Origin of the sequence: Hymenobacter sp. DG01, assembly GCF_006352025.1 — a bacterium.
GTDB lineage: Bacteria > Bacteroidota > Bacteroidia > Cytophagales > Hymenobacteraceae > Hymenobacter.
In genome coordinates this window covers 4,398,835-4,422,613 of the sequence record NZ_CP040936.1, presented here as the reverse complement: position 1 = coordinate 4,422,613, position 23,779 = coordinate 4,398,835, and the positions used below count along the sequence as shown (strand labels likewise).

Genomic DNA, 23,779 nt, shown 5'->3' with positions numbered 1-23,779 from the left:
GGGTTAGGTGGACTTGGAGGTGGGACAATGATGGTGGTAGAGGAAACGGTCGTCCCGCTCCCACCAGCCTTTGTTGCGGAGCACCGGATGGTGATACTGGCCTTCAGTAGCCAGCGCCTTTACCATTTTGAAAAGAGCGGTGGGGCGGGGCTTGCCCCCGCGCATATCAAACACCCCGCTTTCATAGAAAGCCCCTTCCCGGGTCAGCAGGGTGTTCCAGTCGTAAGCGCCCAGCAACGACCAGATGGTAATGGCGCGCACGTCAACGCCTTCTTCCTTGAGCTGGTTGGCCGCATCCCAGACGTATTTTATCCAGCGCATCTGCTCCTCGCGGGTGCAGTCGAGGTGAACTTCCGTCACGGCAATGGGTAGCTTATACCGCTCCCAGGCTTCCAGCAGCAAGTCATGAATGCCGGCCATTTTCACCAGCCGTACACGCACGGCCTCCACATCGGCGTAATCAACCCGCGCCTCGCTCTGGCACAGGTGGTGAGCCGGGAAATAGTGGTGGTTGTCGTCGAGGAACCTCTCACTGGTGATATAGTGGTTGATTCCAAGCACATCGGGGGGTAGGGGGTCGTGCACCAGCTCCAGCAGCTCGGCTTCGGAAGCACCGTGCTTGCGCAAGTAGGGCCACATGAGGTGGCTTTGGTCAAGTCGGCCGCAGAGCAGGTCGAAAGTGAGCCATCGGCGGCTGTTTTCGAACTCAGCCTGGGCTTTTAGCTTAGGCGTGCAGTGGGTTTTGCCCAGGTCCTCGGTCTGTACCAGTTGGGCGTCGGGGGTTACCCGCCGGATGGCCTTCATGGCTTGCTTTACGCCCTTGATGTGGTTGAGCTGAATACGCACGAACGTTTTGTCGTCGAGAGCGTGCGGATACCAGATGCCGTAGAGGCCGCTGAAGCGCGCCGTGGTCAGGGGCTCGTTGACGGGGGTGTAGTGCTTGATCCAGGGGTAGCGCTCGGCCACCATGCCGGCAAAGCGGGCCAGGCCGGGCACAAAGTTCTTTTTGTGAAGGGCGGTGTAGCGCGGGCCGCTGCCGTGGTGCAGGAGCGTTACGATGGGGTCAATGCCCAGCTCCCGCAAACGCTCCATTCGCTCGTCGGTCCAGGTCCAGTCGGGGTGGTCCAGGCTTTCGGGGGCTACCTGCTCCCACAGAATGGGGTAGCGCAGCTTTTTAATGCCCAGCTCAGCAAACAGGTCCAGGTCCTCAATTCGGGTGCGGTGTCCGCTGCTCAGGAGCTGGTCGGAGTAGCCCTCGCCAACCCGCCGAATGGTGCACTCTACACCTCCCCATACTTCTACATTTTCCATACTTCCATCCGTTTGTAGCTGCCTTGCATCAGGGTGGCAGTGTTGAGTTACTACCATCTGAAAACAGCTCTGTCACCCTGAGCAGGGAGCAAGCGCCGGAGGGTTGCTACCCGCACCGGGCAGCCGCTACCATCGGCTTCTTGCTACCAGCTCAGAGTGACAGACTCTGGGTACCAGGTATTTTGATGCGCGCTATTCCTTGGCCGGGTCGCGGGGCACCAGTTTCTCCATAATGGAGGCCGAGCCGATGATGGTGGGCTTGGCAGCCTTCTGGGCTTCTTCGGTTTTTTCGGTGAGTTTCTTGTACAGCGTCAGGGCCTGGGCTACTACCTGGTCCATGTTGTAGTACTTGTAGGTAGCCAGGCGACCCACAAAGTGTACGTTCGGGGTTTCGTCGGCCAGCTTCTTGTACTTATTGTAGAGCTCGGCGTTTTCGAGGCGCGGCACGGGGTAGTACGGGTCGCCTTCAGCCTTCGGATACTCGTACACAATGCTGGTTTTGGGGTGCTTCTGGCCGGTGAGGGCCTTAAACTCCGTGATGCGCGTGTACAGGTTGTCGTTGGGGTAGTTCACCACCGGCGCCGCCAGGTAATTTTCCTGGTTCAATGTCTCGTGCTTGAACTCCAGGGAACGGTAGGGCAGCTTGCCGTACTTGAAGTCAAAGTACTCGTCCACGGGGCCCGTGAAAATCATCTCTTTGAAGGGAATGAAGTCCACGATGTCGTGGTAGTCGGTGTTGAGCATCACCTTGATGTTGGGGTGGTCCAGCATGCGCTCAAACATGCGGGTGTAGCCGTGCAGCGGCATGGCCTGGTAGGTGTCGGTGAAGTACCGGTCGTCGCGGTTGGTGCGGGTAGGCACCCGGCTCGTTACCGACTTATCCAGCTCCGAAGGGTCCATGCCCCACTGCTTGCGGGTGTAGTTCTTGAAGAACTTCTCGTACAGCTCGCGGCCTACCTTGCTTACCACTACGTCTTCCGACGTTTTGATAACCGGTACCTGCTCGGCTACTGACTCGAAGAACTGCTCTACCTCGAAGCTATTGAGCGAGAGGCCGTAGAGCTTGTTGATGGTGTCGAGGTTGATAGGCATGGGCACCATCTGGCCATCCACGGAAGCCAGTACGCGGTGCTCATAGGGGCGCCAATCGGTGAAGTTGGAGAGGTACTCGAAAACGTCTTTCGAGTTGGTGTGGAAAATGTGAGGTCCGTACTTGTGGACCAGGATGCCTTCCTCGTTGTAGTGGTCGTAGGCGTTGCCCGCAATGTGGCTGCGCTTATCTACGATGAGCACTTTTTTATTGGAGCGCGTAGCGAGCCGCTCGGCCAATACACTGCCGGCAAATCCGGCTCCGACGATGAGATAATCGAACATAGCTAAGCGGAGTTTTAAGGAAAGAATGAGGGGGATGAACGGGCAGGGTTGGACAGGAGGGCGAGAATTCCGGGGAGGGTAGCTGGGTAGCTGGGTAGCCTGGTGGCCTTTCGGCCCCTTGCGTGCACCAGCCGGTTGGCAGATAACTTAAGATGATCCGCTAGCGGGTAGCGGTCAGTTTTTTCTGCATCAAGGCCACCATCTGCTGCCAGGTCTGGTCCCAGCTGATAGTCGCGAGGTAATCATCGGTGCGCTGGCGCCAGTCGGCATCCTGGTGCTGAAGCAGGGCTTTTTCAATGGCGGCGCCAAAGTCCTTGGCGTTATCAGCTATGTGCACCAGGTTCAGGTCCCCGTAGGGGCGCACCACGTCGCGGATAGGGGTGCTTACTACCGGGCGGCCAGCCGCGAGGTACTCGGGCGTTTTGGTGGGCGAAATGAATTTCGTGCTTTCGTTGTCGGCGAAGAGCAGGGTAGCCACATCCCAGCCGCGCAGGTAGGCGGGCAGCTCTTGGTAGTCTTTGCCCCCGAGGTAGTGGATGTTTTGCTGGCGGGGCAGCATAGCCGGGTCGATTTTCACTACCGGGCCGATAATCACGAACTGCCACTCGGGGTGGGCGTCGGCCAGCTGGCGGAGCAGCTCAATGTCGAGGCGCTCATCTACTACTCCAAAGAAACCCACGCGGGGGTGGGCAATGCCAGCCTGGTCGGCGGGCTCGGGCATTTCCTGGCGGGCCTGCCCGAAGTGGTCTTTGTCGATGCTGCTGGGGAAGGGGTGCGCATCGGAGTGCTGCTGGCTTTTGGCTTCGTAGAGCGTATGGCCTCCCGTGAATACGTAGTCAGCCTTCTTGAACAGCTCCTGCTCCCGCTCGCGCAGGGCCGGCGGCGCAAACTTGAAAGCTGCCAGCTCATCCATGCAGTCATAGATGGTAAGCGCCGGCGTGAATTTGCGCGACTTGCCCAGGGCCATAGGGGTATAGTACCAGGCAATGAAATTCTCGATGTTGTGCTCCGTGAAGTATTGACGCAATACTTCATATTGGGCCTCTTCGGAGGCTTCCTCGTTGTGGCGCAAATGATCTGGCAGGTGAACTACCAGCACTTTCAGGCCATGTTGCCGCTCTTTCACTTCCATGTGCGGCTCAATCAGATTATCGGCGTGGTAGAAGGCATCTTCCACGTAGAACACCCGACCCTGTTGCGCAAAGCGCGACATCAGGTGTTGGGGCCGCTGCCATACAAAATCCCAGTGCAGGTGGGCAAAACAAACTAAATCAGGCAGGGCGTAGGGTAGCGTTTCGGCAGGGGCAGCAGATTGGGTAGCGAGGGAAGACTGGGAGGCGCGCACTGGCGGCTCCGCTGGTGGAGACAGCGACATAAAGGCGGGATAATACGTTAGAACAGCAACGCTTTCGCCGGACCGTACAGCACGATGGCAGGCTACTGTTTATCCCTCATACGCCACCCGTGAAAAAAGGGTATAGATGAGCTCTAACTAAATGCGCTGGGCTCTGTTGAGCCTAACATACGGGATATTTATTACCTCAGCCCAGAATATATTGCATTTCTACAACATCCTGCCACCCATCAGGAGTTCGAAGCCACTCTCTCCGGACCCCTACCCTACTGAATCCTACTCCCTCAAACAGCTGCAAGCTAGCTACATTTAATACCGAAATAGTACAATAGACTTGGTGAAGTTGCAGTTGTTGCCGGGCGTAGGATAGCAGCAGGATTAGAGCCGCGCGGGCGTATCCCTGCTGCCTGAATTCCGATAAAATAGTAATTCCTACCCCCGCCCGTTGGTGCAAAGGCTCAAACCCAAAAATATCCAATGTACCTACGGCCTGTCTAGTAGCTACTGCACAAATAACCAACCGTAGCTGCCGCACCTCAAAAAAATCGGCTGCGGCACTATCCAGGTACTGCCGCAGCACGTGCCGCGACACAGGAACCAGCGTGTCGGACACACCCCAGACTTCCGGATTATTTTCCAGCGCGTACAGAAAATCGAGGTCTTCGGCTTCCAGGGGGCGCAAAAAAATCAATTCGGAACGGAGCATGGTTCAGGCTGTGAGTGGGGGTAGCAAACCTACGGGCCTTGCCGCTAAACAAGGGATGAGGCCCAAATTTTACTTCAACATTCCTACAGGCCGCGAAGTTGAGTCAGGTATCATCCAAATTAATCTTCCTGACATGAAATATAACCTGCTAGGCAATACCGGCCTGAAGGTATCGGAGCTATGCCTGGGCACCATGACGTTTGGTGGCAAAGGCTGGGCGGCAGCCATCGGCTCCCTGGATCAGCAAGCTGTTGACGAGCTGGTAAAACGCTCCCTTGATGCCGGCATCAACTTCATCGACACGGCCAACGTGTACTCCGAGGGCCTGTCGGAGGAGCTGACAGGGCAGTCGTTGCACAACCTGGGCATTTCGCGGCATGATGTGGTGCTGGCCACCAAAGTGCGCGGCAAGATGGGCGAAGGTCCGAACGATGCCGGCCTGACCCGCAAGCACATTTTTCAGCAGGTGGATGACAGCCTGCGCCGCTTGAAAACCGACTACATCGACCTCTACCAAACCCACAGCTACGACCCGCTGACGCCCCTGGAAGAGACGCTACGCGCCCTCGATGATTTAGTGCGCAGCGGCAAAGTCCGCTACATCGGGGCCAGCAACGTGGCAGCCTGGCAACTGATGAAGGCGCTGAGCTACTCCACCTACAACCACGTTGAAAAGTACGTTTCGCTGCAGGCTTACTATACCATTGCAGGCCGTGACCTGGAGCGGGAGTTGGTACCCTTGCTGCAGGATCAGAAGGTAGGCCTGATGGTGTGGAGCCCGCTGGCCGGTGGTTTCCTCAGCGGTAAGTTCAACCGCGAAAACCAGAACGAGGAAGGCGCCCGCCGCGTCAACTTCGACTTCCCGCCCGTGGACAAGGAAAAAGCCTTCGACATTATTGACGTGCTCCGGCCCATGGCCGAAGCCAAAGGCGCTACAGTGGCTCAACTGGCCCTGGCCTGGCTCCTGCACCAACCGGTGGTGAGTAGCGTTATCATCGGGGCCAAAAAGATGGACCAGCTGGAGGATAACCTGAAGGCCGTGGACGTACAGTTCTCGCCCGAAGAACTGCAGCAGCTAGATGAGGTTAGCAAGCTAGCTCCTGAGTACCCGGGCTGGATGCTGGACTTCACCAAAGGCGACCGGCAGCTGTAACTAGCTTCTGGCTTGCTGACCGATTGTTTTACCGCCGTGAGCCCGCCGGGTCCGCGGCGTTTTTTATTGTTGGTTTAAGCGCATTTATAACCTCATGTTTATATACCAGACTACACTAATCCGATTATACTTTTCGTTGTTTCATTTACTTAGCTCTAACTACTGCTTATATATTCAATGAATTTCATATATTATTTACTGCTTATACCCCTCTCCATGTTCGCATTAGGAGCGAAGGCGCAAAGCAAGCTGTATCTTGACCTGAAGCTGGGCATTAGTCACAATGAGGCGGAGGGAGCATATTTCGGCAAAGGCACCAAGCCTTTTAAAGCGCACAGCACCCTTCGCGACGTCAGTTTCGATGAACAGGCAGTAGCCATGCTACGCTTGCAGATGAGAGAAAAATGGAGTATCGCGGCTGGTTACAGCGGTAGCGCCCTGGCGTGGTCTTATAGTCTGCAAATGCCCCAACAGTACACCGTCAACCCGTACCACGGTGAATGGAAGGGGCACGGAGCCAGTCTGTATATGCACCAGCTGCCCTTGCTGGTCAGCAGAACCATCGGAGCCTATAACCTCAAGGAAATAGATACTATCCGGCACACTTACCTTGCCAGCTTCAGGCTGGATGCCGTACTAGGCGGCGGCCTGAACCGGATTGGCAACAATTGCCTTGAGTGTGGCCAACTTGGAGGAGGCCTGCTTTACGATACGATTGAGTTTAGAGAAACACCTACCGTCAAAAGGAAATGGGGTGGCTTTCTGATAGGCGGTGTAACAGCACGCTTCTACCGTCTGGGTAAAGAAAGGCTAAACCTAAGCGTGTTTTACACGCAAGGCCTTACCGACATGGTTCTGGTACCCGTTGACTATCAATACAACTCGCAACGCGGCTTCACTACGCTCCATGTGCGTGGAACAGGCTTTAGCGCTACACTAGGCATACCTATCCGGCTTAAAACGTTTGCCAAAACGCCATCTGGATAATTGATAAGCTAACAAACAGCTGTTTTTCGGAGCCGAGCGAGGAACCTATATAAACAGAACGTCATTCCGAGCGCAGTCGAGGAATCTCGCGTGCTGATGTTGTGGTGCTAATCGTACGTCAGCACGCGAGATTCCTCGACTGCGCTCGGAATGACAAGTACCATGGCAACCTCAGCACGCGAGATGCTTCGGCTGCGCCTCTGCATGACTGTTCTTGTGCTGACTGTGCTGCTTCTACCAGAAAGCTATTTTGCCCGGTCAGCTACCTCAATTTTTCCGTTGAAGACCCGCGTGGCGGGGCCGCTGAGGAAGATGCTGGTGAAAGAGCCATCGGGATGGGCCTCGAAGGACACGCGCAGGTCGCCGCCGGGAGTGCGCAGGTGCACCGGGCTGGTGGCGCCCCGGCGGGAGGCGGCCAGGGCCACGGCCGTAACACCGGTGCCGCAGCTCAGGGTTTCATCTTCTACCCCGCGCTCATAGGTGCGCACTTGCCAGGGCTGGCCGGGGGTAGCGGGGGCCTCCACGAAATTCACATTGGTGCCTTTCTCCCGGAACCGCTCATTGTAGCGGATGGCCCGGCCCTCAGTAAACACGTTCAGCTCGGCCAGGGTGCTGGCGGGCTGGAAACGCACAAGGTGGGGCGAGCCCGTATCCAGGAACACGCCGTATTCTTCTACCTCCTGCTGCCCGATGACGTCCTGCATGCGCAGGTGTACTGTGCCATCAGCATCCACGCGGGCATCGTGGGGACCATCGGCGGCCAGAAAATGGGTAGTGTCTTTTACTACCCCCAGCTGCTTGGCAAAGGCCACGGTGCAGCGCCCGCCGTTGCCACACATGGAGCCCACGTAACCATCGGCATTGAAGTACACCATCTCGAAATCGTACTGCTGGTGCTGGCGCAGCAGAATCAGGCCATCGGCCCCAATGCCGCGGCGCCGGTCGCAGAGGAAGCGCACGAGCTGGTGGTTGTGCTCATCGAACTGATGGGCACGGTCGTCCACCATCACGAAATCGTTGCCGGTGCCTTGGTATTTGTAGAAGGAAAGCGTCACTGAGGGAAAGCAAAAAGAGATTAAAGAAACTTGCGCAGCAGCGCTATTTGGCCGGCGTGGTAAAGATAATGCTGCACGGTGCCATGCAGCAGAATATAGAGCGAAACTTGGGAGCTGGCCGTCTGGCCGGGTGCCTCTTTCAGCACGGTATCCAGGTCGGCTTCCGTCAGCGTTTGGGTGGCGGTTAGTAACCGCTCGTGGGCTTGCCGGAGTTCCTGCTGGGCCTGCTGCCAGCGGGCTTCATCGGGCGCTGTGGGGTAGGCAGGCCAGTCCTCATTGGTGAGCGGAGTTACTTGCCGCTGCTCTATGCGCCAGGCTACGGTAGCAGCCCAGGTAGTAAGGTGGCGCACCAGTTCCCCTACACTATGCACGCCGGGCAGGGGGTAGGCAGCGGCCTGCGCTGCCGTGATGTCGGCCAGGGTTTGCTGCAGGGAAGGCCCGGACCAGGCATCCCCATCAAAAGCCCGCTGCAGCTGGTCGGTAATTCGGTTGATTTCGTGTGGCATCTTCCTTCTGCTTCGTATTCCCCTGAAGATACGGTGCCCACCGAGACTGTGCCATGCCGTACCTTTGCCCGCCTGCCCCCACGGGCAGCTAACGGTAGTTCTATGTACACGTTCCTCACCACCAGCCCCTGGGCCGACTACGAGCTGATCGACGCCGGCAACTTTGAGAAGCTGGAGCGCTTCGGCAAACACATTCTGTCCCGCCCCGAGCCCCAGGCCATCTGGGACCCGCACCTGCCTGCCTCGGAGTGGCAGCGAGCCAACGCCATTTTCACCCGCGAGAAGGGCAGCCAGGAGCGCGGCCAGTGGAAAATCAAGCCGGGTACGCCCGAGCAGTGGGTTATCGGCTACGAGCGGCCCGATGGGCTGAAGCTGCGGTTTCGGCTGGGTATGTCGTCGTTTAAGCACGTAGGCCTGTTTCCGGAGCAGGACCCCAACTGGCAGTTCATCTATAACCAGACGCGCCAACGCAAAGCCGCGCAGCCCCGAGTGCTAAACCTGTTTGCCTACACCGGCGCGGCTACCCTGGCCGCCCGCGCCGCCGGCGCCGACGTCACTCACCTCGACTCGGTAAAGCAGGTAAACTTCTGGGCCCGCGACAACATGGAAGCTTCTAACCTGGATGGCGTACGCTGGCTGGTAGAAGACGCCATGAAATACGTGCGGCGCGAGGTGAAGCGCGGCAGCAAGTACCAGGGCCTCATTCTGGACCCACCCGCTTACGGCCGTGGCCCTAACGGCGAGAAGTGGCAGCTGGAAGATGAGCTGAACGAAATGCTTAAACTCTGCAAGGAGCTACTGGACCCCGAAGACCACTTCTTCCTCATCAACCTGTACTCCTTGGGCTTTTCGGCCCTGATTCTGGAAAACCTGGTCCACGAGATATTTCCGCAGGCCCGCCAAAGCCGTGAAATTGGGGAGATTTACCTGCACGATAAAGCCGCCCGCAAGCTGCCCCTGGGCACGTTCTGCCGGTTTGCGACCTAAGGAGGTAATGAGGTGAGGAGGTGAAAAGAAACAAAGAACGTCATGTCGAGCTTGTCGAGACATCTCGCGTGCTGATGTTGTAATGCTAATGCAACGTCAGCACGCAAGATTCCTCGGCTACGCTCGGAATGACGTTCTGATAGAGTTTCGGCCTTCGCACTTCCCTGTTGCTCCGCGCACCCTCCTACCCTCACGCCCTATACAAACCCTTCCCTTATGCGCCACCGCCGTCTGGCCCTGATTGATATGGGCACGAATACGTTTCACCTGCTCATCGTGGAGCTGCCGGAGCCCAGCCACCAACAGCCCGTTACGCTATTGCGCACTAAGGTGGGCGTGCGCTTGGGCGAGGGCGGCATCAGCAAAGGCGAAATCGCGCCGACGGCTTTTGAGCGGGCGCTGCACACGCTGGTGGGCTTCAAAGAGGAAATTGAGTTGCATCAAGTCACGGATGTGCGGGCTACGGCCACCAGCGCTATGCGCGTCACGCGCAACGGGCCAGCCCTGGCCCAGGCCATCTTCGAGCAAACCGGAATTCGGGTGGAGGTGATACCGGGGGAGCGGGAGGCCGAACTGATAGCCAAGGGCGTGCGCCGGGCCGTACCGCTAGGCACCCAGCCCCACCTGATTATAGACATCGGTGGCGGCTCGGTGGAGTTTATCATTGCCGATGCCACCACTATTTTCTGGAAGCAAAGCTTCGAAATTGGCGCCCAGCGGCTGCTCGACAGGTTCTTTCCGGACCCCAGCGGCGTGTTTCCGCCCGAAGCCGTGGCCGCAGAGCAGCAGTACCTGACAGAGGTACTGGCCCCGCTGGCAGCCGCAGTGCGCGAGTTTCGGCCCGTAGGTTTGGTAGGCGCCTCAGGCAGCTTCGACAGCCTGGCCGATATGCAATTGGGCCAACTGCGCACCGAAGCGGAGTTGCCGCCCAGCACGGAACTGGCCCTCAGCAGCTTCCAAACCAGCTACCAACAGCTCCTTGGCCTTAACCACGAGCAGCGCGTGGCTCTGCCCGGCATTCTGCCCATGCGCGCCGATATGCTGGTGGTGGCCTCCGTGCTGATTGATTTCGTGCTGAAGATGACCGGCATCACCCGCATTCAAACCTCGGCCTACGCTCTTAAGGAAGGGCTGCTGGCCGAGATGCTGGAAAAGTAGTCAGTTCAAACTGTAGATTAAAACCCAGTTCCCTTCCTCGCATGAGGAGAGGAACTGGGTTTTAATTTGAGCCCTATACCTCACAGCTTGATTTAAGCGTAGCGTTTAGAACAAAGTCGCACCTTACTCTCTACTCCCCTACCCCCTTCTATCAGCTCAACCATCCATCTTCACCCCCTCAGCCTTGGCCTGCCGACACACCCGATGGATGAAATCCAGCTTGCGCACCACGTCGGGGGCAATGATGAAAGGGTAGGAATCGGGTTGGCCCATGCTGCGGTTCAGGCTGTTCATGGCGAAGGTGAGGGGTAGCCACATATCCAGCACGCGGCTGAAGTCGGCTACCTCGTAGGGGTCTTCCGAAATGGTAGTGTCCAGGTTCTGCTCGTCGGTGGCCCGGCGCGGGTTCACACTGAGGCCGAAGGCATAGGCGGTTTGCAGCGTATCCATGATGTGGAGGTAGTGGGCCCAGGTTTCAGCCCAGTCTTCCCAGGAGTGCGTGGTAGCGTAAGCGCTGATGTAGTGCTCGGCCCAATCGGCGGGTGGGCCTTGGTCGTAGTGTTTTTTCAGCGCCTCGCCGTAATCTTCCCGCTCATCACCGAATAGCTGGCGATACTCCTCTATCCAAGGCGTGTTTTCGATGAGCCGCTCCCAATAGTAGTGGCCTACTTCGTGGCGAAAGTGGCCCAGCACGGTGCGGTACACTTCGTGCATGGCCTTGCGGGCCATTTCCCGCTCCACGGTGTCGGCCTCGGCAATGTTGAGGGTGATGAGGCCGTTATCATGCCCGGTCAGCACCTTTTCGCCTTCGGGCTTTTGCTCGCTGGCCAGAAAGTCGAAAGCCAGGCCGGTTTCCTCGCTTTCCGTTTTGCTGACGACTGGCAAGCCCAGCTGCAGCAGGCTGAATACCAGCCGGTGCTTGGCCTTTTCCAACTCCTGCCAGCGGGCTATGTGGCCGGGCTCCGTGAGCTTCGGAATGGTGCGGTTGAGCTGGCAGGCCAAACAAAACTCGGTGGTGCTGTCGGCGGGTACCAGCCAGTTGCAGACCTCGTGCGTGTGGTTGGCGCAGTAGCGGTACAGGCCCGCGGTGGGCTGGCCATACTGAGCAAAACGCTGTTTCTCACGTGTCTCCAGGGCTACCAGCCGTTGCTGCCGCGTCTCGAAGCCCAGGGGGTAATGGCATTGCTCGCAGTGAGTGTTTTCGAAATAGACTACCTGCCCGCAGTGGGTGCACCTAAACAGTTTCATACCGGTTCCTCGTGGTCAGCTTCCTACCCCCGCCGGGGGCCTCAAGGCCAGTCAAACGCGCGGCCGGCGGATAGGTTCTGGTTTAGCTTCTGCCGTGGCGCCAGTTTTCTGGTAGCAGCTTAACTTTCTTATATCCAACTTACTCTATACCTCTTCGAGTATAGATCGAGGGTAGCATTGCTTTCTTATGCCTGGTTACATGCCTGCCAGGAAGCAATTCAGCTGCGGGCTTAAAATGCCTTTACTGCTCAGATAGGCTACTTTCAGCAAGCTCAGCCGGTGCACTACCGGAAATCATTCTTTGAAAAATAATTATCCGTGAGTATGAGGAATTAAGCTCTAACAAGCCTTCCATCTATAAGCAAAATACAACTTCACATTTTCTTAATCGTAGGCAGAAATAAGAGCTGAAACGCGCGCAGTTAATGCCCTTCCCTACCCCCACCCATCATGAAAGGCCACTCCCTTCTGCACGCCTATCAGGAGCAGCCCAACGTTTGGGACGAAATGTTCCATGCCGAGCACATTCGCCCGGAGTATCGCAGCTTTGTTTCGGCCATCGAAAATCTGCCCCACGCTGAAATGACCCGCAAAGATGAGCTGGCGAAAAAGCTGTTCATGAGCCAGGGCATCACGTTTACGGAGTACAACAGCGGCGAAGGCATCGAGAAGATTTTTCCCTTCGACATCATTCCGCGCATCATCCAGCACCAGGAGTGGAAGCATATTGAGGCCGGCGTGAAGCAGCGGCTGCTGGCCCTGAACATCTTTCTCAAGGACATTTACCACCAGCAGTTCATTGTGAAGGATGGTGTGATTCCGGCCGCCCTCATTTACTCCTGCCCGCAGTTTCTGCGCGAAATGGTGAATGTGCAGGTGCCCTACGACATCTACACCCACATTGCGGGCGTGGACCTGATTCGGGACGCGGACGGGCAGTTCTACGTGCTGGAAGACAATCTGCGCACGCCCTCGGGGGTGTCGTACATGCTGGAAAACCGCAGCATCACCTCGCGCATCTTCCCCGATTTGCTGCCCAAAAGCAACGTGCAGCCGGTGAAAGACTACCCTGACCTGCTGTTCCGAAACCTGCTGGCGTTGGGCAACCGCCACGTCAGCGACCCGACGGTGGTACTCCTCTCGCCGGGCATCTACAACTCGGCCTACTTCGAACACACAACCCTGGCCCGCCTCATGGGCATTGAGCTGGTAGAAGGCCGCGACCTGATTGTGCACAACCACCATGTGTTCATGAAAACCACGAAGGGTCTGAGGCAGGTGGACGTGATTTACCGCCGCGTGGACGATGAATTCCTGGACCCTTTGGTGTTCCGGCCCGACAGCGCCCTGGGCGTACCGGGCATCTATGCGGCTTACCGCAAAGGCAACGTGGCCATTGTAAATGCCATGGGCAACGGCGTGGCCGACGATAAGGCCGTGTACAGCTATGTGCCCGACATGATCCGGTACTACCTGAACGAGGAGCCCATTCTGAAAACGGTGCCCACCTACCAGATGAGCGACCCGGACCAGCGCCGCATGGTGTTCGAGCGCATGGATAAGATGGTGATTAAGCGCACCAATGAGTCGGGCGGATACGGCATGCTCATTGGTAGCAGCGCCACCGAGGAGCAGATGCAAGCCTTCCGGGAGGCCATTACCGAAGACCCGCGCAGCTTCATTGCCCAGCCCATTATCAGCCTGTCCTCTACCCCCTGCTACCTCAACGGCGTGCTCCAACCCCGCCGCGTAGATCTGCGCCCGTTCGCCCTCTACGGCCCCGGCGGCATCGACATCGTGCCCGGCGGCCTGACCCGGGTGGCCCTGCAGGAAGGCTCCTTGGTTGTGAATTCTTCCCAGGGCGGAGGCAGCAAAGACACCTGGGTGCTGGGGCCGGAAAGCTAGGGTAAGAGGGTATGGGGGTAGGAGGGCAAGAGGGTATCAACTCTACTGAACTCATCTACCCCTTCCACCCATCTACCCTAACGCCCTAGCAACTCCTACCCTCACACTTTCCTACCCTCCTACCCCTTACTATGCTCAGTCGCGTTGCCGATACAATTTACTGGCTGGCCCGCTACATGGAACGCACCCAGGCCATGTTGCAGGTTATCCGCATTTACTACCAGGCTTCCCAGGACAGCCTCCAGGATTTCAGCTGGCGCCCGGTACTGTACAGCTACGGACACCTGACGCCGGAGGAGCTGGCCGCCACGGAGGGCGACACGGTGCGGGTGTTGGAGCACCTGATTCTGGACCGGCACAACGATGCCTCGGTCTATAATAACGTGCTGCAGGCCCGCGAAAACGCCCGCTCGGCCCAGGACCACATTACCCGCGACGTATGGCAGTGCCTGAACGATTACTACCATGCCATCCGGAGCGAGGAAATAGCCCAGCAAATTCGGCAGGGCGACCCCATGTCGGGCATTGATGCGCTGATGCGGCATGGACTGGTGTTTACCGGGGCCGTGCAGAACACCATGCCCCGCGACGAGGGTTACGGCTACCTCACCATGGGTCGGCTGCTGGAGCGGGCCCTGCAAACCACCGACATTCTGCGCATCCGGTGGGCCAACAACGCCGATTCGATGACCAGTGGCCTGGATGCGCCCGAGCTGCGCTACCTGTTGCACTCTCTGTTCGGCCACGAGCTGTATTTGAAAACCTACCGCGGCAACTTCAACCCCGACAGCGTGCTGCAGTTCGTGCTCCACAACAGTCACTTCGCCCATTCTCTCTCCTCCTGCCTCAGCCGGCTTAGCTGGTACTTTGAGCGCCTGCGAGCCGACAGCCTGCCCGAAAGCTACGAGCGGCTGGAGTTTATGGTAGGCCGCCTGGCCAACCACGTCAAGTACAGCACCGTCTCGGCGGCGGAGCCGGAGCAGCTCAATGAGTTTCTGCTGGAAACCCGCCAACAGTTGCTGGATGTAGCCGTGGCCTTCGGTAAATACTACTTCGGAAGAAGCTAATCTCATGCCTTCCTACAACATCAAGCACATCACGCGCTATACCTACGCGGCCGAGGTAATCGACTGCGTCAATCAGGTCATGCTCTACCCCCTCGAGGATGACCGACTGGAGGTAACCAGTCACGAGGTAACTATCTCCCACGATTCGGGCATCACGCACGACACACCCATTAGCACGTATACTGACTATTTCGGTAATACCGTGGGGATTTTCACGGTGCTGGAGCCGCACACCGTGCTGGTTATTGAATCGACGAAGGACGTGGTAACGCACCCGATTCAGTTTCCGATGGACGAGCAGCCCGCCGAACAGCAGTGGCAGCAGTTGCGGGAGCTACACCACGACCCGGCCTTCATTGACTTTCTGTGCGAGGAGTGCTTCACTTCGGCTCAGGACCTGAAGGCTACCCTCGACCAGTTGGTAAACCGCGCCGATAAGCCCCTCAAAAATGCCCTGGTGCTCTCGGAGTACGTGTACGACAATTTCCAGTACCGCCAGGGAGTGACCAACATAGAAACGCCGGCCGAGGAAATCTGGCAGCTGAAAGCGGGCGTTTGTCAGGATTTTGCCCACATGCTGCTGGCTATGCTGCGGATAGTGGGCATTCCGGCCCGCTACGTGAGCGGCTACGTGTGCCCTGACCGGGAAGGGGTGCGGGGCTCTGGCGCTACCCACGCCTGGGTCGAGGCCTACATTCCGTTCTACGGGTGGCTGGGCCTCGACCCGACCAATAACTGCATCGTCAACGATGGGCACGTGCGCCTGGCTATCGGCCGCAACTTCCCCGACTGCACCCCCGTGAAAGGCACCTACAAAGGCACCGGCTCCCACCGCCTCGATGTTTCAGTGCACATTGAAAGTGGCAAGCCGGAAAGCCAGAACGCCCTACCCCAGCAGCCCAGCTATACCTACGAGGTGAAGGACAAGCCCGCCGCCGTGAACTCCTACCGCCGCCACCTGGAGCTCCAGATGCAAATGCAGATGCAACAGCAGCAGTAAAATTCGGATGGCGTAAGTTTGGGCTATGATGAAGGCGCCAGCGGAGAACAGCCTCCGCGGGCGCCTTCTTTCCCATCAGTTTCCGGGCCCAATCCCTACCCCTCCTCATGACGACAACCCTCCCCTATACCCAGCTTTTCACCTTCACGGAATCTGTTTTCAAAGGCATGGGCTGCTCCGATGAGGACGCAACGCTTGCCACTGAAACCCTGCTTTCCGCCGATTTGCGCGGCATCGACTCGCACGGCGTGGCCCGCCTGGTTGGGTACGTACGCCTCTGGGAAGCCGGCCGCATCAATGCTACCCCCCGCGTGGGCGTCACCTACGAAACGCCCAGCACGGCCGTAGTGGATGGCGACGGGGGCCTGGGCCTAGTGGTAGGCCCCAAAGCCATGCAGGTGGCGATGGAGAAGGCCCGGCAGGTAGGCACGGGCTGGGTTTCGGTGAAGAACTCCAACCACTTCGGTATTGCCGGCTACCACGCCATGAAAGCTCTGGCCCTGGATATGATTGGGGTAGCCATGACCAATGCCTCGCCCTTGGTGGCGCCTACCTACTCCCTAGAGCGGCTGCTCGGCACCAACCCCATTGCCGTAGCTGTGCCCGCCGGCGACCAGCCAGATTTCGTGCTGGACATGGCTACCACCACGGCGGCCAACGGTAAGCTCGAAATTGCTCAACGCAAGAACATTCCCATCCCCGAAGGCTGGGCCCAGGACCCGGCCGGCATAGGCTCCACGGACCCGAACGCCGTGAAAAATGGTGGCGCATTGCTACCCCTCGGGGGGGCCACTGGCTCGCACAAGGGCTACGGCCTGGGCGCCGTGGTCGATATTTTCTCGGCCGTACTCAGCGGCGCCAACTATGGCCCTTGGGTTCCGCCCTTCGTGGCCTTCCTGCAGCCCTCGGCTAACCCCGTGGGTGAAGGCCTGGGCCATTTCTTTGGGGCTATGCGGGTCGATGCTTTTCGTCCGGCCGCCGAGTTCAAAGCCCACATGGACAACTGGATTACCACCTTCCGCAACGCCCGCGCCACCGAAGGCCAGCACGTCCTCATCCCCGGCGACCCGGAGCGGGAAATGTCGGGGCACCGGCTGCTGGAGGGTATTCCGCTGTTGGAACCCGTACTCAAAGACCTCGAAACGGTGGGCGCCAAGTTTGGCGTGAAGCTGTAATTGCTACCCCCACCCGACAGCAAAAAGCCCGCCCGGAGTACCGGGCGGGCTTTTTCTATATCAGTTCAGGAGTCTCAGATCAGCTGAGTTTCGCCGAGCAGCTTGCTCATGGCCACGTCCTGGTTAAGGTACTTGGAAGCGTACTGCTGGCTGGAGCCGTTCAGGAACAGGCAGGTCTGGCCTTCTACGGCCTCAATAATGGCATCTTTCTGGTCCATGGGCAGGGCCGGGCAGCCTAAGCTGCGACCCAGGCGGCCGTACTGCCGAATAAAGTCCTCACTCACGTAGTCGGCGCCGTGCATCACCACGGCCCGAGAGAAGGCATTGGTGTTGAAACCTTCATCGAGGCCCTGCAGCTTCAGGGAGCGGCCGTGCTTACCCTGGTATTCACCCTGAGTTACGTAGAAGCCCAGGCTGCTCATGTTCGACTCATTCTCGTTGGAGAAGTTGGTGGCCATGTTCTCGCCGGAGTTATGGCCGTGGGCTACCAGGGTATGAAACTTCACCTGCTTGGCGGCCAGATCCAGCACCCAGAGGCGCTTTTCAGTGGAGGGCAGCTCAAAATCCACGACGGTCAGCAGCTGCTTGCCACTGAGTTTGCCTTCGGCCTCCAGGTTGAGGTAGCCCGTCATAGCCTTTTCAAACACTGCGTAGCGCAGACCCTGCTGCTCTACCCCCAGGTCACGGTACAGGTCGTGGAGGCGCTGGTCGAAGAGAGAAGCGGGGGTAACTACGGGAGCGGCTACCAGGCGGGCCTGGTGGTTGGTGGTAGCGGCTTTTGATTTTGCTACCGGGGCAGCCAGCGGAGTAGCCAGGAACAGGGCGGCTACAAAGGGCAGTACGCGCCGCGCCATCCGGCGGGTCCGCAGCTTCAGACGCTGGCGACGAACAACACTTTGATTTTCCATCAGCACAGGTTGGTTTCGGGTTTCGATAAGGCGCTTGCTTTACTACAAACAGACACCATAGGCTTTACGAGACTTGGCCCGTTGCAGATGCGCCGCAGGTGACGAAAATATGCACCCGCAGCTATAATGTTATTTCCGGCTGATAGATTCCCCCTCTGCCAAAAACGGCAAAAAGAACACCGGCATCCGACAATATACCACCAGCTTTTTACTACCCGATTTTTCACATTAGAGGCCCCAAATCCGCTCTTTACGGCGCATGCCGCGCCATGTCTTTTTCCCACCACTCAATTCCCACTTTCCCACATGCACACGTGTACCTCCTCCTGGTTGCGTAAGCTCACCCTGGCCGCCGCCGCGCTGCTGGTTTTGGGCGGACAACCAGTCCAAGCCCAAAAAGTAGTTCTGCAAGGCTACTGGTGGGACTACTGGAACACCAACTACCCCAACGGCTGGGCTAATTACGTTGCCCTGCTGGCCCCGCGCCTGAAAGCCATGGGCATAGATGCCGTGTGGCTGCCGCCCAGCATCAAGAACGGCAACCAGGGCAACGGCTACTCGCCCTTCGATAACTACGACCTCGGCGACAAATACCAGAAGGGCTTCGTGGCCACGCGCCTGGGCACCAAAGATGAGCTGCTGCGGGCCGTGGCCGTGCTGCATGCCAACGGTATTGAGGTGGTGCAGGACATTGTGCTGAACCACAACGACGGGGCCGGCTCCCAGACCGGGGCCGGCGGCCAGGACCCCGCCGCCTGGGAAGATGGCTCCACCAGCAAGTACAAGAACTTCCGCTACGTGAGCTACAGCAAGCCCGCTACCTCGGAAGACGCCGCCAACTACCTGGCCCGCAACGGCCGTTTCCCCAAAAACTGGCAGAACTTCAACCCCAACCCCGGCAACAACTCTACCTCCGGCGACTGGAACGCGGTGTACTTCGGGCCCGACGTGAGCTACTACAGCGGCTCCTATGGGCAAAGCTCCAACGCTACCTTCAACCCGGCCCAAAGCGCCGACCACGTGCGCACCAACGTGCGCAACTGGCTGGTGTGGTACAAGAAGCAGGTGGGTTTTGATGGCGTGCGCATGGATGCTGTGAAACACTTCCCGGACTTCGCCTCCGAGGATTTTCTTTATAACCTGCAAAGCAACGCCGGCTGGGCCTCGGGCGGGGCTACTATGTTTGCCGTGGGCGAATGGGTAGGCTCGGCGGGGCAGATGGACGGTTGGGTAGCCAACGTGCAGAACCGCGCCGGCACCTTCGACTTCTCTCTGCGCAACGGCCTCTATAACATCATCAGCGGGGGCGGCAACTTCGATATAGGCTCCCTGCCGGGCTACCAGCAGGGCGCGCGGGTGGTGAACATCAATGGGCAGTACGTGCACCGTACCGTGCCCTTCGTGAACAACCACGACACCTTCCGGCCCCAGACCGATGCCGGGGGCAACTACACGGGCTGGAACACCGGCTCCGAGCTGGCTCCCCACATCGACCCGTTTGATCCGCGCCTCTCGGCGGCCTACGCTGCGGCCCTGGCCGTGGATGGCTCGCCCCAGATTTTCTTCGAGGACCTGTTTAATGTGGGCAGCACTGGTAAGCGCTACTCGCACCAGCCCACCAGCACCACCGATCTGCCCCAGCGCTCCGACCTGGAAAACCTGATCTGGTGCCATCAGAACCTGCGGTTCAAGGATGGGGCCTACAAAGTGCGCTATCAGGCCCCCGACCACCTCGTGATTGAGCGCAGCACCAAGGCCCTGATCGGCATCAACGACAACTTCTCGGCCTGGCAGAACAACACCGTTTCCTGCGACTTCGCGCCGGGCACCGTCCTGAAGGACTACTCCGGCGCCAACGGCACGGCTACCGTAACGGTGAGTAGCGCCCAGACCGTGACCATTAACACGCCGCCCTGCAACGGCACGGCCAGCGGCGGCCGCCGGGGCTACTCGGTGTGGGCCCCCACAGGCATCAGCACCAACTACATCCGGGCCGCCCTGGCTACTACCCAGGAGTGGGAATTGGCCGATGACCTGGGCGACTCCCACGCTTCCTCGCTGAAGCAGGGCGGGCAGTTGCCGGCATCCTCCACGGCCTACCGCACGGCGGGCCGCATCTACGTGGCGTCGGGCAAAGCCGTAACCTACAGCCTGATTCCGACGGACGCTACCCGCAGCCTGGCCGTGGAGCTGGTGAACGGCAGCGGTACTATTCTAAGCAGCCAAACCGGCACGGGCACCCTCACGGGCACCTACACCCCCACGGCTACCGGCTGGATTACCCTGCGTGCCAAGAACGCCGCGGCCACCAACCCCGCCCAGCGGGCCTTCGTGAAAGTAACCTACACTGCCCCAGCGGTGCTGAGTACTACCGCCCTGCGCGAAAGCGCCGTACTGGCGGCCGCCCCGGCCACGGAGGCCGTCACCACCGCCGACCTGGCCGTGTACCCCAACCCCACCAGCCCCGACCGCATTGATGTGGTGCTGCAGTCGCCGAAGGACCTGACGGCCACTCTGCGCCTGCTGGACCTGACCGGCCGCCTCGTGCACGAGCAGGCAGTGCGCCTCTACCCTGGCTCCACGGAGCAGCGTCTGCACGTAAGCCAGGCCCTGCCAGCCGGCGTGTACCAGCTGCATGTGCCGGAGCTGGGCCTGAGCCGGAAAGTGGTAATCAAATAAGCCGGGGCCCTACCCCACTCCCAGTAAAAAAGCCCCACCGGATAATCCGGCGGGGCTTTTTTACTGGCAGCAGTTCAGCTGTGGGTATGCCTTAGTGGCCTACGGTAGCGGCTTTCATATCGTCAAGAATGGCGGCCAGTTCGGCTTTTTCCTTGTCGCCGAGTTTGTTGGCTGCCATGGAGGCATCCGCTGCCTGGCGCCACACGGCCCATTCCGTTTCGGTAATCATCATGCCTTTGTGGGCCGACAGCATGGTCAGACCAGTGTACTTGAGCGGGCCGCCGGTAGCTTCCCCCATCTGATTGATAAAGTTGTTGCGCAGGCGGGCCAGGCGGGCGGGCTTGTCGGGGTCAGTGAGCAGGGGCGTGTGGGTGCGCAGCATCTGGGAGTTTTTCACTTCCGTTTCAGCGGCTACGTTTGCCATCAGCACGTCCACAAACCCTTCCACGCCCTTCAGGCCACCCATGCGCTCATACAGGGTCGGGGTGGGGTCGGCTTCTTTAGAGCCGCAGGCCGTGGTGAAACACAGGGTGCCGGCCAGCAGCAGAACCGCCGGAAACTGAAGTCGAGGCAGAAACATAAAAGAACTGGTAAAAGGTGGATGAAATAGACAATGCCGTAGCCGGCAACCATGCGGTTCCGGCTACGGACAGTTGTGTTTATACAGAAATGAACAGCCGCCGCAGATTCAGGGCAAACCGAATCTTGTCCACGGCTTCGAGGTAGCTGGGGGGCACCGGGCATTGCCGGCCCGTGGGCGCGGCCGGTGCCAGCTGCGGCCGGGTTATCCGGAAGGTGCCGCCTACGGAAAGCACCCGCTCGATATCAGCCTCCGAAATATCCTCTTCGTGAAAGAGGACGGTGGCCATCTGTGTGTTGCTGTTGATAACGCAGGCCGCCACGCCCGGCACGGCGGCTACCTGCCGCTGCACCGTGGCGGCCTCGGCCGGGGCCGCCAGGCCATCTACCTGAACCTGCAAAAAGCGGACGGGCCTCGCGTAATTGTGCAGGCTGGGCTCTTCCCAGCTGGCCCATACCAGCAGCAGGACCAGCAGGGCCAGGCCTGCCTGTAGAAAGCGGTTGTGTTTCACGCGTTTTGCTTACATCAAACGAAACTCTGGACCGGGCAAAGAAGGAAGGGTTACTTCAGGGTCACCTTACCTCTGATTTCCCCGCCGGCGTAGGCTTGGGTGTGCAGGTTCACGTAGGTTTCGCCTTTCAGCAGCAGCGCCGCATCGGCCTCCGAGAGGGTAGCCGTACCCGTTATGGGCGAGGTAGTAACGTTGGAAAACGCAATGAACGGGTCGCCGTTGGTGCCCGCGGCGCCGCGGTGAATGTGGCCCATGGTAGGTGTGACACCCTGGTAAGTTACCCGGTAGCTGAGCACCCGGGTCGTTTTATCGAAGGTGCCCGTCATGGTGCCGGTAGCGGCCGAGTTGTTGGGGCCTACCTCCTGCTTCCCGTCGAGGGTAGCCGTGAGTTCAACGGAGTTGGTAGGGGTAGCGGTGGTGGTTTCATCCTTTTCGCAGGCGACCAAAGCGGCGGAGCCCAGCAACAGCAGGGAAAGAGCGGTAATTTTCAGCTTCATACAGCAGAAGGTTAATGTAAAAAATGGGGGAGAAATGCCTATTTCCGGAAGCCCTCTTTAGGACGGATGGTGAAATTGCGGTTCACGTTGAACCCGAAATACAGGTCGCCTTTAAAGAAATTGCCCCGGGTGTTGGCCACGAAGAACTTCTCAATCATGCCCTGCGAGTTGGTCACGTGCAGCTGGAAAATGTGGCCGCCCGTTTCAATATCGAAGCCCAGAGCCAGGGCATTGCGCACGCCCGTAGGAGCCGTGCGCGGCACCAGGTAGTAGTACTCCGCGTTCAGGGAGGTGCGCTTGGTGAGTTTGTGGCGGCCTCCCACGCCTATGGCGTACACATCGTTCGACTGGGTTTTGTCTTCCACCAGGTTGCGGTGAATCAGGGTGGGCATCAGCTGCAACGACAGGCTGGGGTTGAACTTGCGCGCAATCAAGGCCTGGTAGGAGTAGTTCATCCGGTGCGAGGTAGTGTACCACGTCCGGTCGTCGCGCAGCGTATTCAGAGCTGAGCTGGCAAACAGGGTAACGCTCACGGGCATGGCCCGGCGGCCGGTGCTCTGGCGCAGGGCACGGTATTTCACGAAGCCATCCAGCGTTTTCTCCAGGGAGTTGCGGCCGATGCCTATTTCCAGCTTATCCGTAAGGGCGTACTCCAGCCCAAGCCGGATGCTGGCCTGGTCGAGGCCGAAAAAGTTGTAGGCTCCGCTGTTGAGCGTACCAAAGCGGTGCGAAATGAGGAACACCATGGTGCCCTGCCCGGGCGTTTCCACGGTGTGCCCGTTAATGAGGCGGGTACTTTTGAAGGTAGCGGCTACTACCTCCGTGGTTGCCGTGGGGGTAGCCTGGGTTTCCAGCTGCCCCAGCAGATCATCCTGCGCCCAGGCAGGCCCGGCCCAGGCAGTTAGCAGCAACACAAGTAAAGAGGCCAGCCGGCCCCGGTAGAGAGGAAAAGTTGGATGCATATAGAAAAGCAAACGCGGTGAAACCAGGCCCGGCCCCCAGGGCCGGCGGTATAAAGACTGAACTTATTTGGCGGTGAGCTGGGAAACGGCCTCGCAGGACATAACCACTTTAATCCCGACGATTTTGGCAATGTTCTCGCGCACCAGCAGCGGAATCTCAATGCCGTAGTCGGCCGGCGCTACGCTGAAGTAGGCGTTTACCATCAGCTGGCCGCTTTGCTGCTGCAGGGCTCCGGTTACAGTCAGGTGCTTCGTGACGCCGTGAATGGTCAGGTCACCCTCCACCGTTACCCGCTGCGACTGGCCGCTGGCCAGGGTGGCCGGGTCGAAATCCAGGATTTTTCCCCGAAACGACGACTTCGGAAAGCGGTCCGACTCCATGTAGTTCTCGTTGAAGTGCTCCTGCATGAGGGTGCGCTTAAACTGAAACGACTTGATCGGGATGCTGAAGGCCAGCTGCTGGGTCTGCAGATCTATCAGGCCGGCAGCCTGCTCGGTGTGGGCCTCAATATCTTCGAGGATGCTACTGGAAAAGAAGCTCACTACCCCCTTCTGGGTCATGTATTTGCCCTGGGCCTGCCCCGAGGTAATGCCTCCGGCAACGGAGAGCAGCAGGCCACAAATTGGTAAGCTCACGGATCGGATCAGGCTTCGCA

22 protein-coding genes are annotated in these 23,779 nt (G+C 58.9%); 9 read left to right on the top strand and 13 right to left on the bottom strand.

Going from position 1 to position 23,779, the window contains the following annotated elements; translation table 11 throughout:
* Positions 1-3: 3 nt before the first annotated feature.
* From FGZ14_RS22135 to FGZ14_RS18865, 4 genes are all read right to left on the bottom strand, one after another.
* A complete protein-coding gene (locus FGZ14_RS22135) occupies positions 4-1,311 on the bottom strand; it encodes a family 1 glycosylhydrolase (protein WP_257883281.1) in 1,308 nt (435 codons plus the stop codon).
* Between the two features lie 192 nt (positions 1,312-1,503).
* Positions 1,504-2,685 (bottom strand): UDP-galactopyranose mutase, encoded by a 1,182-nt coding sequence (gene glf, locus FGZ14_RS18875; RefSeq protein WP_139925708.1) that lies wholly within the window; start codon positions 2,683-2,685, stop codon positions 1,504-1,506.
* 160 nt (positions 2,686-2,845) lie between these two features.
* Positions 2,846-4,060, bottom strand: coding sequence for a glycosyltransferase family 1 protein (locus FGZ14_RS18870; RefSeq protein ID WP_139925707.1), 1,215 nt, complete (start codon positions 4,058-4,060; stop codon positions 2,846-2,848).
* A 166-nt stretch (positions 4,061-4,226) separates the two neighbouring features.
* Positions 4,227-4,745 (bottom strand): GNAT family N-acetyltransferase, encoded by a 519-nt coding sequence (locus FGZ14_RS18865; RefSeq protein WP_139925706.1) that lies wholly within the window; start codon positions 4,743-4,745, stop codon positions 4,227-4,229.
* 133 nt (positions 4,746-4,878) lie between these two features.
* On the opposite strand from FGZ14_RS18865, the gene FGZ14_RS18860 reads away from it, so the two are divergent.
* Together FGZ14_RS18860 and FGZ14_RS18855 are read left to right on the top strand one after the other, a co-directional pair.
* On the top strand, positions 4,879-5,898 hold the full coding sequence (locus FGZ14_RS18860) for an aldo/keto reductase (RefSeq protein WP_139925705.1): 1,020 nt from the start codon (positions 4,879-4,881) through the stop codon (positions 5,896-5,898).
* 216 nt (positions 5,899-6,114) lie between these two features.
* On the top strand, positions 6,115-6,885 hold the full coding sequence (locus tag FGZ14_RS18855; RefSeq protein WP_139925704.1) for a hypothetical protein: 771 nt from the start codon (positions 6,115-6,117) through the stop codon (positions 6,883-6,885).
* A 245-nt stretch (positions 6,886-7,130) separates the two neighbouring features.
* Here the strand turns inward: FGZ14_RS18855 and dapF are convergent, their stop codons facing one another.
* Positions 7,131-7,940 (bottom strand): diaminopimelate epimerase, encoded by an 810-nt coding sequence (dapF, locus tag FGZ14_RS18850; RefSeq protein ID WP_139925703.1) that lies wholly within the window; start codon positions 7,938-7,940, stop codon positions 7,131-7,133.
* A 20-nt stretch (positions 7,941-7,960) separates the two neighbouring features.
* The gene (locus FGZ14_RS18845; protein ID WP_139925702.1) at positions 7,961-8,446 is read right to left on the bottom strand and encodes a DinB family protein; all 486 of its coding nucleotides are present in this window, start codon (positions 8,444-8,446) and stop codon (positions 7,961-7,963) included.
* A gap of 102 nt (positions 8,447-8,548) precedes the next feature.
* Between FGZ14_RS18845 and FGZ14_RS18840 the strand changes: the two genes are divergently transcribed.
* Positions 8,549-9,433 (top strand): class I SAM-dependent methyltransferase, encoded by an 885-nt coding sequence (locus FGZ14_RS18840; RefSeq protein ID WP_139925701.1) that lies wholly within the window; start codon positions 8,549-8,551, stop codon positions 9,431-9,433.
* Positions 9,434-9,649: 216 nt separating this feature from the next.
* Positions 9,650-10,591 (top strand): phosphatase, encoded by a 942-nt coding sequence (locus tag FGZ14_RS18835; RefSeq protein WP_139925700.1) that lies wholly within the window; start codon positions 9,650-9,652, stop codon positions 10,589-10,591.
* Positions 10,592-10,747: 156 nt separating this feature from the next.
* Here FGZ14_RS18835 and FGZ14_RS18830 read toward each other — a convergent pair whose 3' ends face one another.
* A complete protein-coding gene (locus FGZ14_RS18830) occupies positions 10,748-11,839 on the bottom strand; it encodes a putative zinc-binding metallopeptidase (RefSeq protein ID WP_139925699.1) in 1,092 nt (363 codons plus the stop codon).
* A gap of 450 nt (positions 11,840-12,289) precedes the next feature.
* Between FGZ14_RS18830 and FGZ14_RS18825 the strand changes: the two genes are divergently transcribed.
* The 4 genes from FGZ14_RS18825 (at position 12,290) to FGZ14_RS18810 (ending at position 16,986) form a co-directional block, all read left to right on the top strand.
* Positions 12,290-13,744, top strand: a complete 1,455-nt coding sequence (locus FGZ14_RS18825; protein ID WP_139925698.1) for a circularly permuted type 2 ATP-grasp protein — start codon at positions 12,290-12,292, stop codon at positions 13,742-13,744.
* 131 nt (positions 13,745-13,875) lie between these two features.
* Positions 13,876-14,811: an alpha-E domain-containing protein gene (locus FGZ14_RS18820; RefSeq protein WP_139925697.1), complete on the top strand. Its 936-nt coding sequence runs from the start codon at positions 13,876-13,878 to the stop codon at positions 14,809-14,811.
* 4 nt (positions 14,812-14,815) lie between these two features.
* Positions 14,816-15,811, top strand: a complete 996-nt coding sequence (locus FGZ14_RS18815; protein WP_139925696.1) for a transglutaminase family protein — start codon at positions 14,816-14,818, stop codon at positions 15,809-15,811.
* 107 nt (positions 15,812-15,918) lie between these two features.
* Positions 15,919-16,986 carry an Ldh family oxidoreductase gene (locus FGZ14_RS18810; protein WP_139925695.1) on the top strand — a complete coding sequence of 356 codons (1,068 nt, stop codon included), beginning with the start codon at positions 15,919-15,921 and terminating at the stop codon, positions 16,984-16,986.
* A 74-nt stretch (positions 16,987-17,060) separates the two neighbouring features.
* Here the strand turns inward: FGZ14_RS18810 and FGZ14_RS18805 are convergent, their stop codons facing one another.
* Positions 17,061-17,894, bottom strand: a complete 834-nt coding sequence (locus tag FGZ14_RS18805; protein WP_139925694.1) for a murein L,D-transpeptidase catalytic domain family protein — start codon at positions 17,892-17,894, stop codon at positions 17,061-17,063.
* Between the two features lie 306 nt (positions 17,895-18,200).
* Here FGZ14_RS18805 and FGZ14_RS18800 point away from each other — a divergent pair, with 306 nt between their 5' ends.
* The gene (locus FGZ14_RS18800; protein WP_180754415.1) at positions 18,201-20,573 is read left to right on the top strand and encodes an alpha-amylase family glycosyl hydrolase; all 2,373 of its coding nucleotides are present in this window, start codon (positions 18,201-18,203) and stop codon (positions 20,571-20,573) included.
* Positions 20,574-20,664: 91 nt separating this feature from the next.
* Here FGZ14_RS18800 and FGZ14_RS18795 read toward each other — a convergent pair whose 3' ends face one another.
* From FGZ14_RS18795 to FGZ14_RS18775, 5 genes are all read right to left on the bottom strand, one after another.
* Positions 20,665-21,153, bottom strand: a complete 489-nt coding sequence (locus FGZ14_RS18795; RefSeq protein WP_139925692.1) for a group 1 truncated hemoglobin — start codon at positions 21,151-21,153, stop codon at positions 20,665-20,667.
* Positions 21,154-21,232: 79 nt separating this feature from the next.
* Complete coding sequence (locus FGZ14_RS18790) at positions 21,233-21,664, bottom strand: heavy-metal-associated domain-containing protein (RefSeq protein WP_139925691.1); 432 nt, start codon at positions 21,662-21,664, stop codon at positions 21,233-21,235.
* A 50-nt stretch (positions 21,665-21,714) separates the two neighbouring features.
* The gene (locus FGZ14_RS18785; protein WP_257883280.1) at positions 21,715-22,161 is read right to left on the bottom strand and encodes a CHRD domain-containing protein; all 447 of its coding nucleotides are present in this window, start codon (positions 22,159-22,161) and stop codon (positions 21,715-21,717) included.
* 38 nt (positions 22,162-22,199) lie between these two features.
* On the bottom strand, positions 22,200-23,123 hold the full coding sequence (locus FGZ14_RS18780; RefSeq protein WP_139925690.1) for a DUF5777 family beta-barrel protein: 924 nt from the start codon (positions 23,121-23,123) through the stop codon (positions 22,200-22,202).
* Between the two features lie 63 nt (positions 23,124-23,186).
* Positions 23,187-23,759: a YceI family protein gene (locus tag FGZ14_RS18775; protein ID WP_257883279.1), complete on the bottom strand. Its 573-nt coding sequence runs from the start codon at positions 23,757-23,759 to the stop codon at positions 23,187-23,189.
* Positions 23,760-23,779 lie beyond the last annotated feature (20 nt).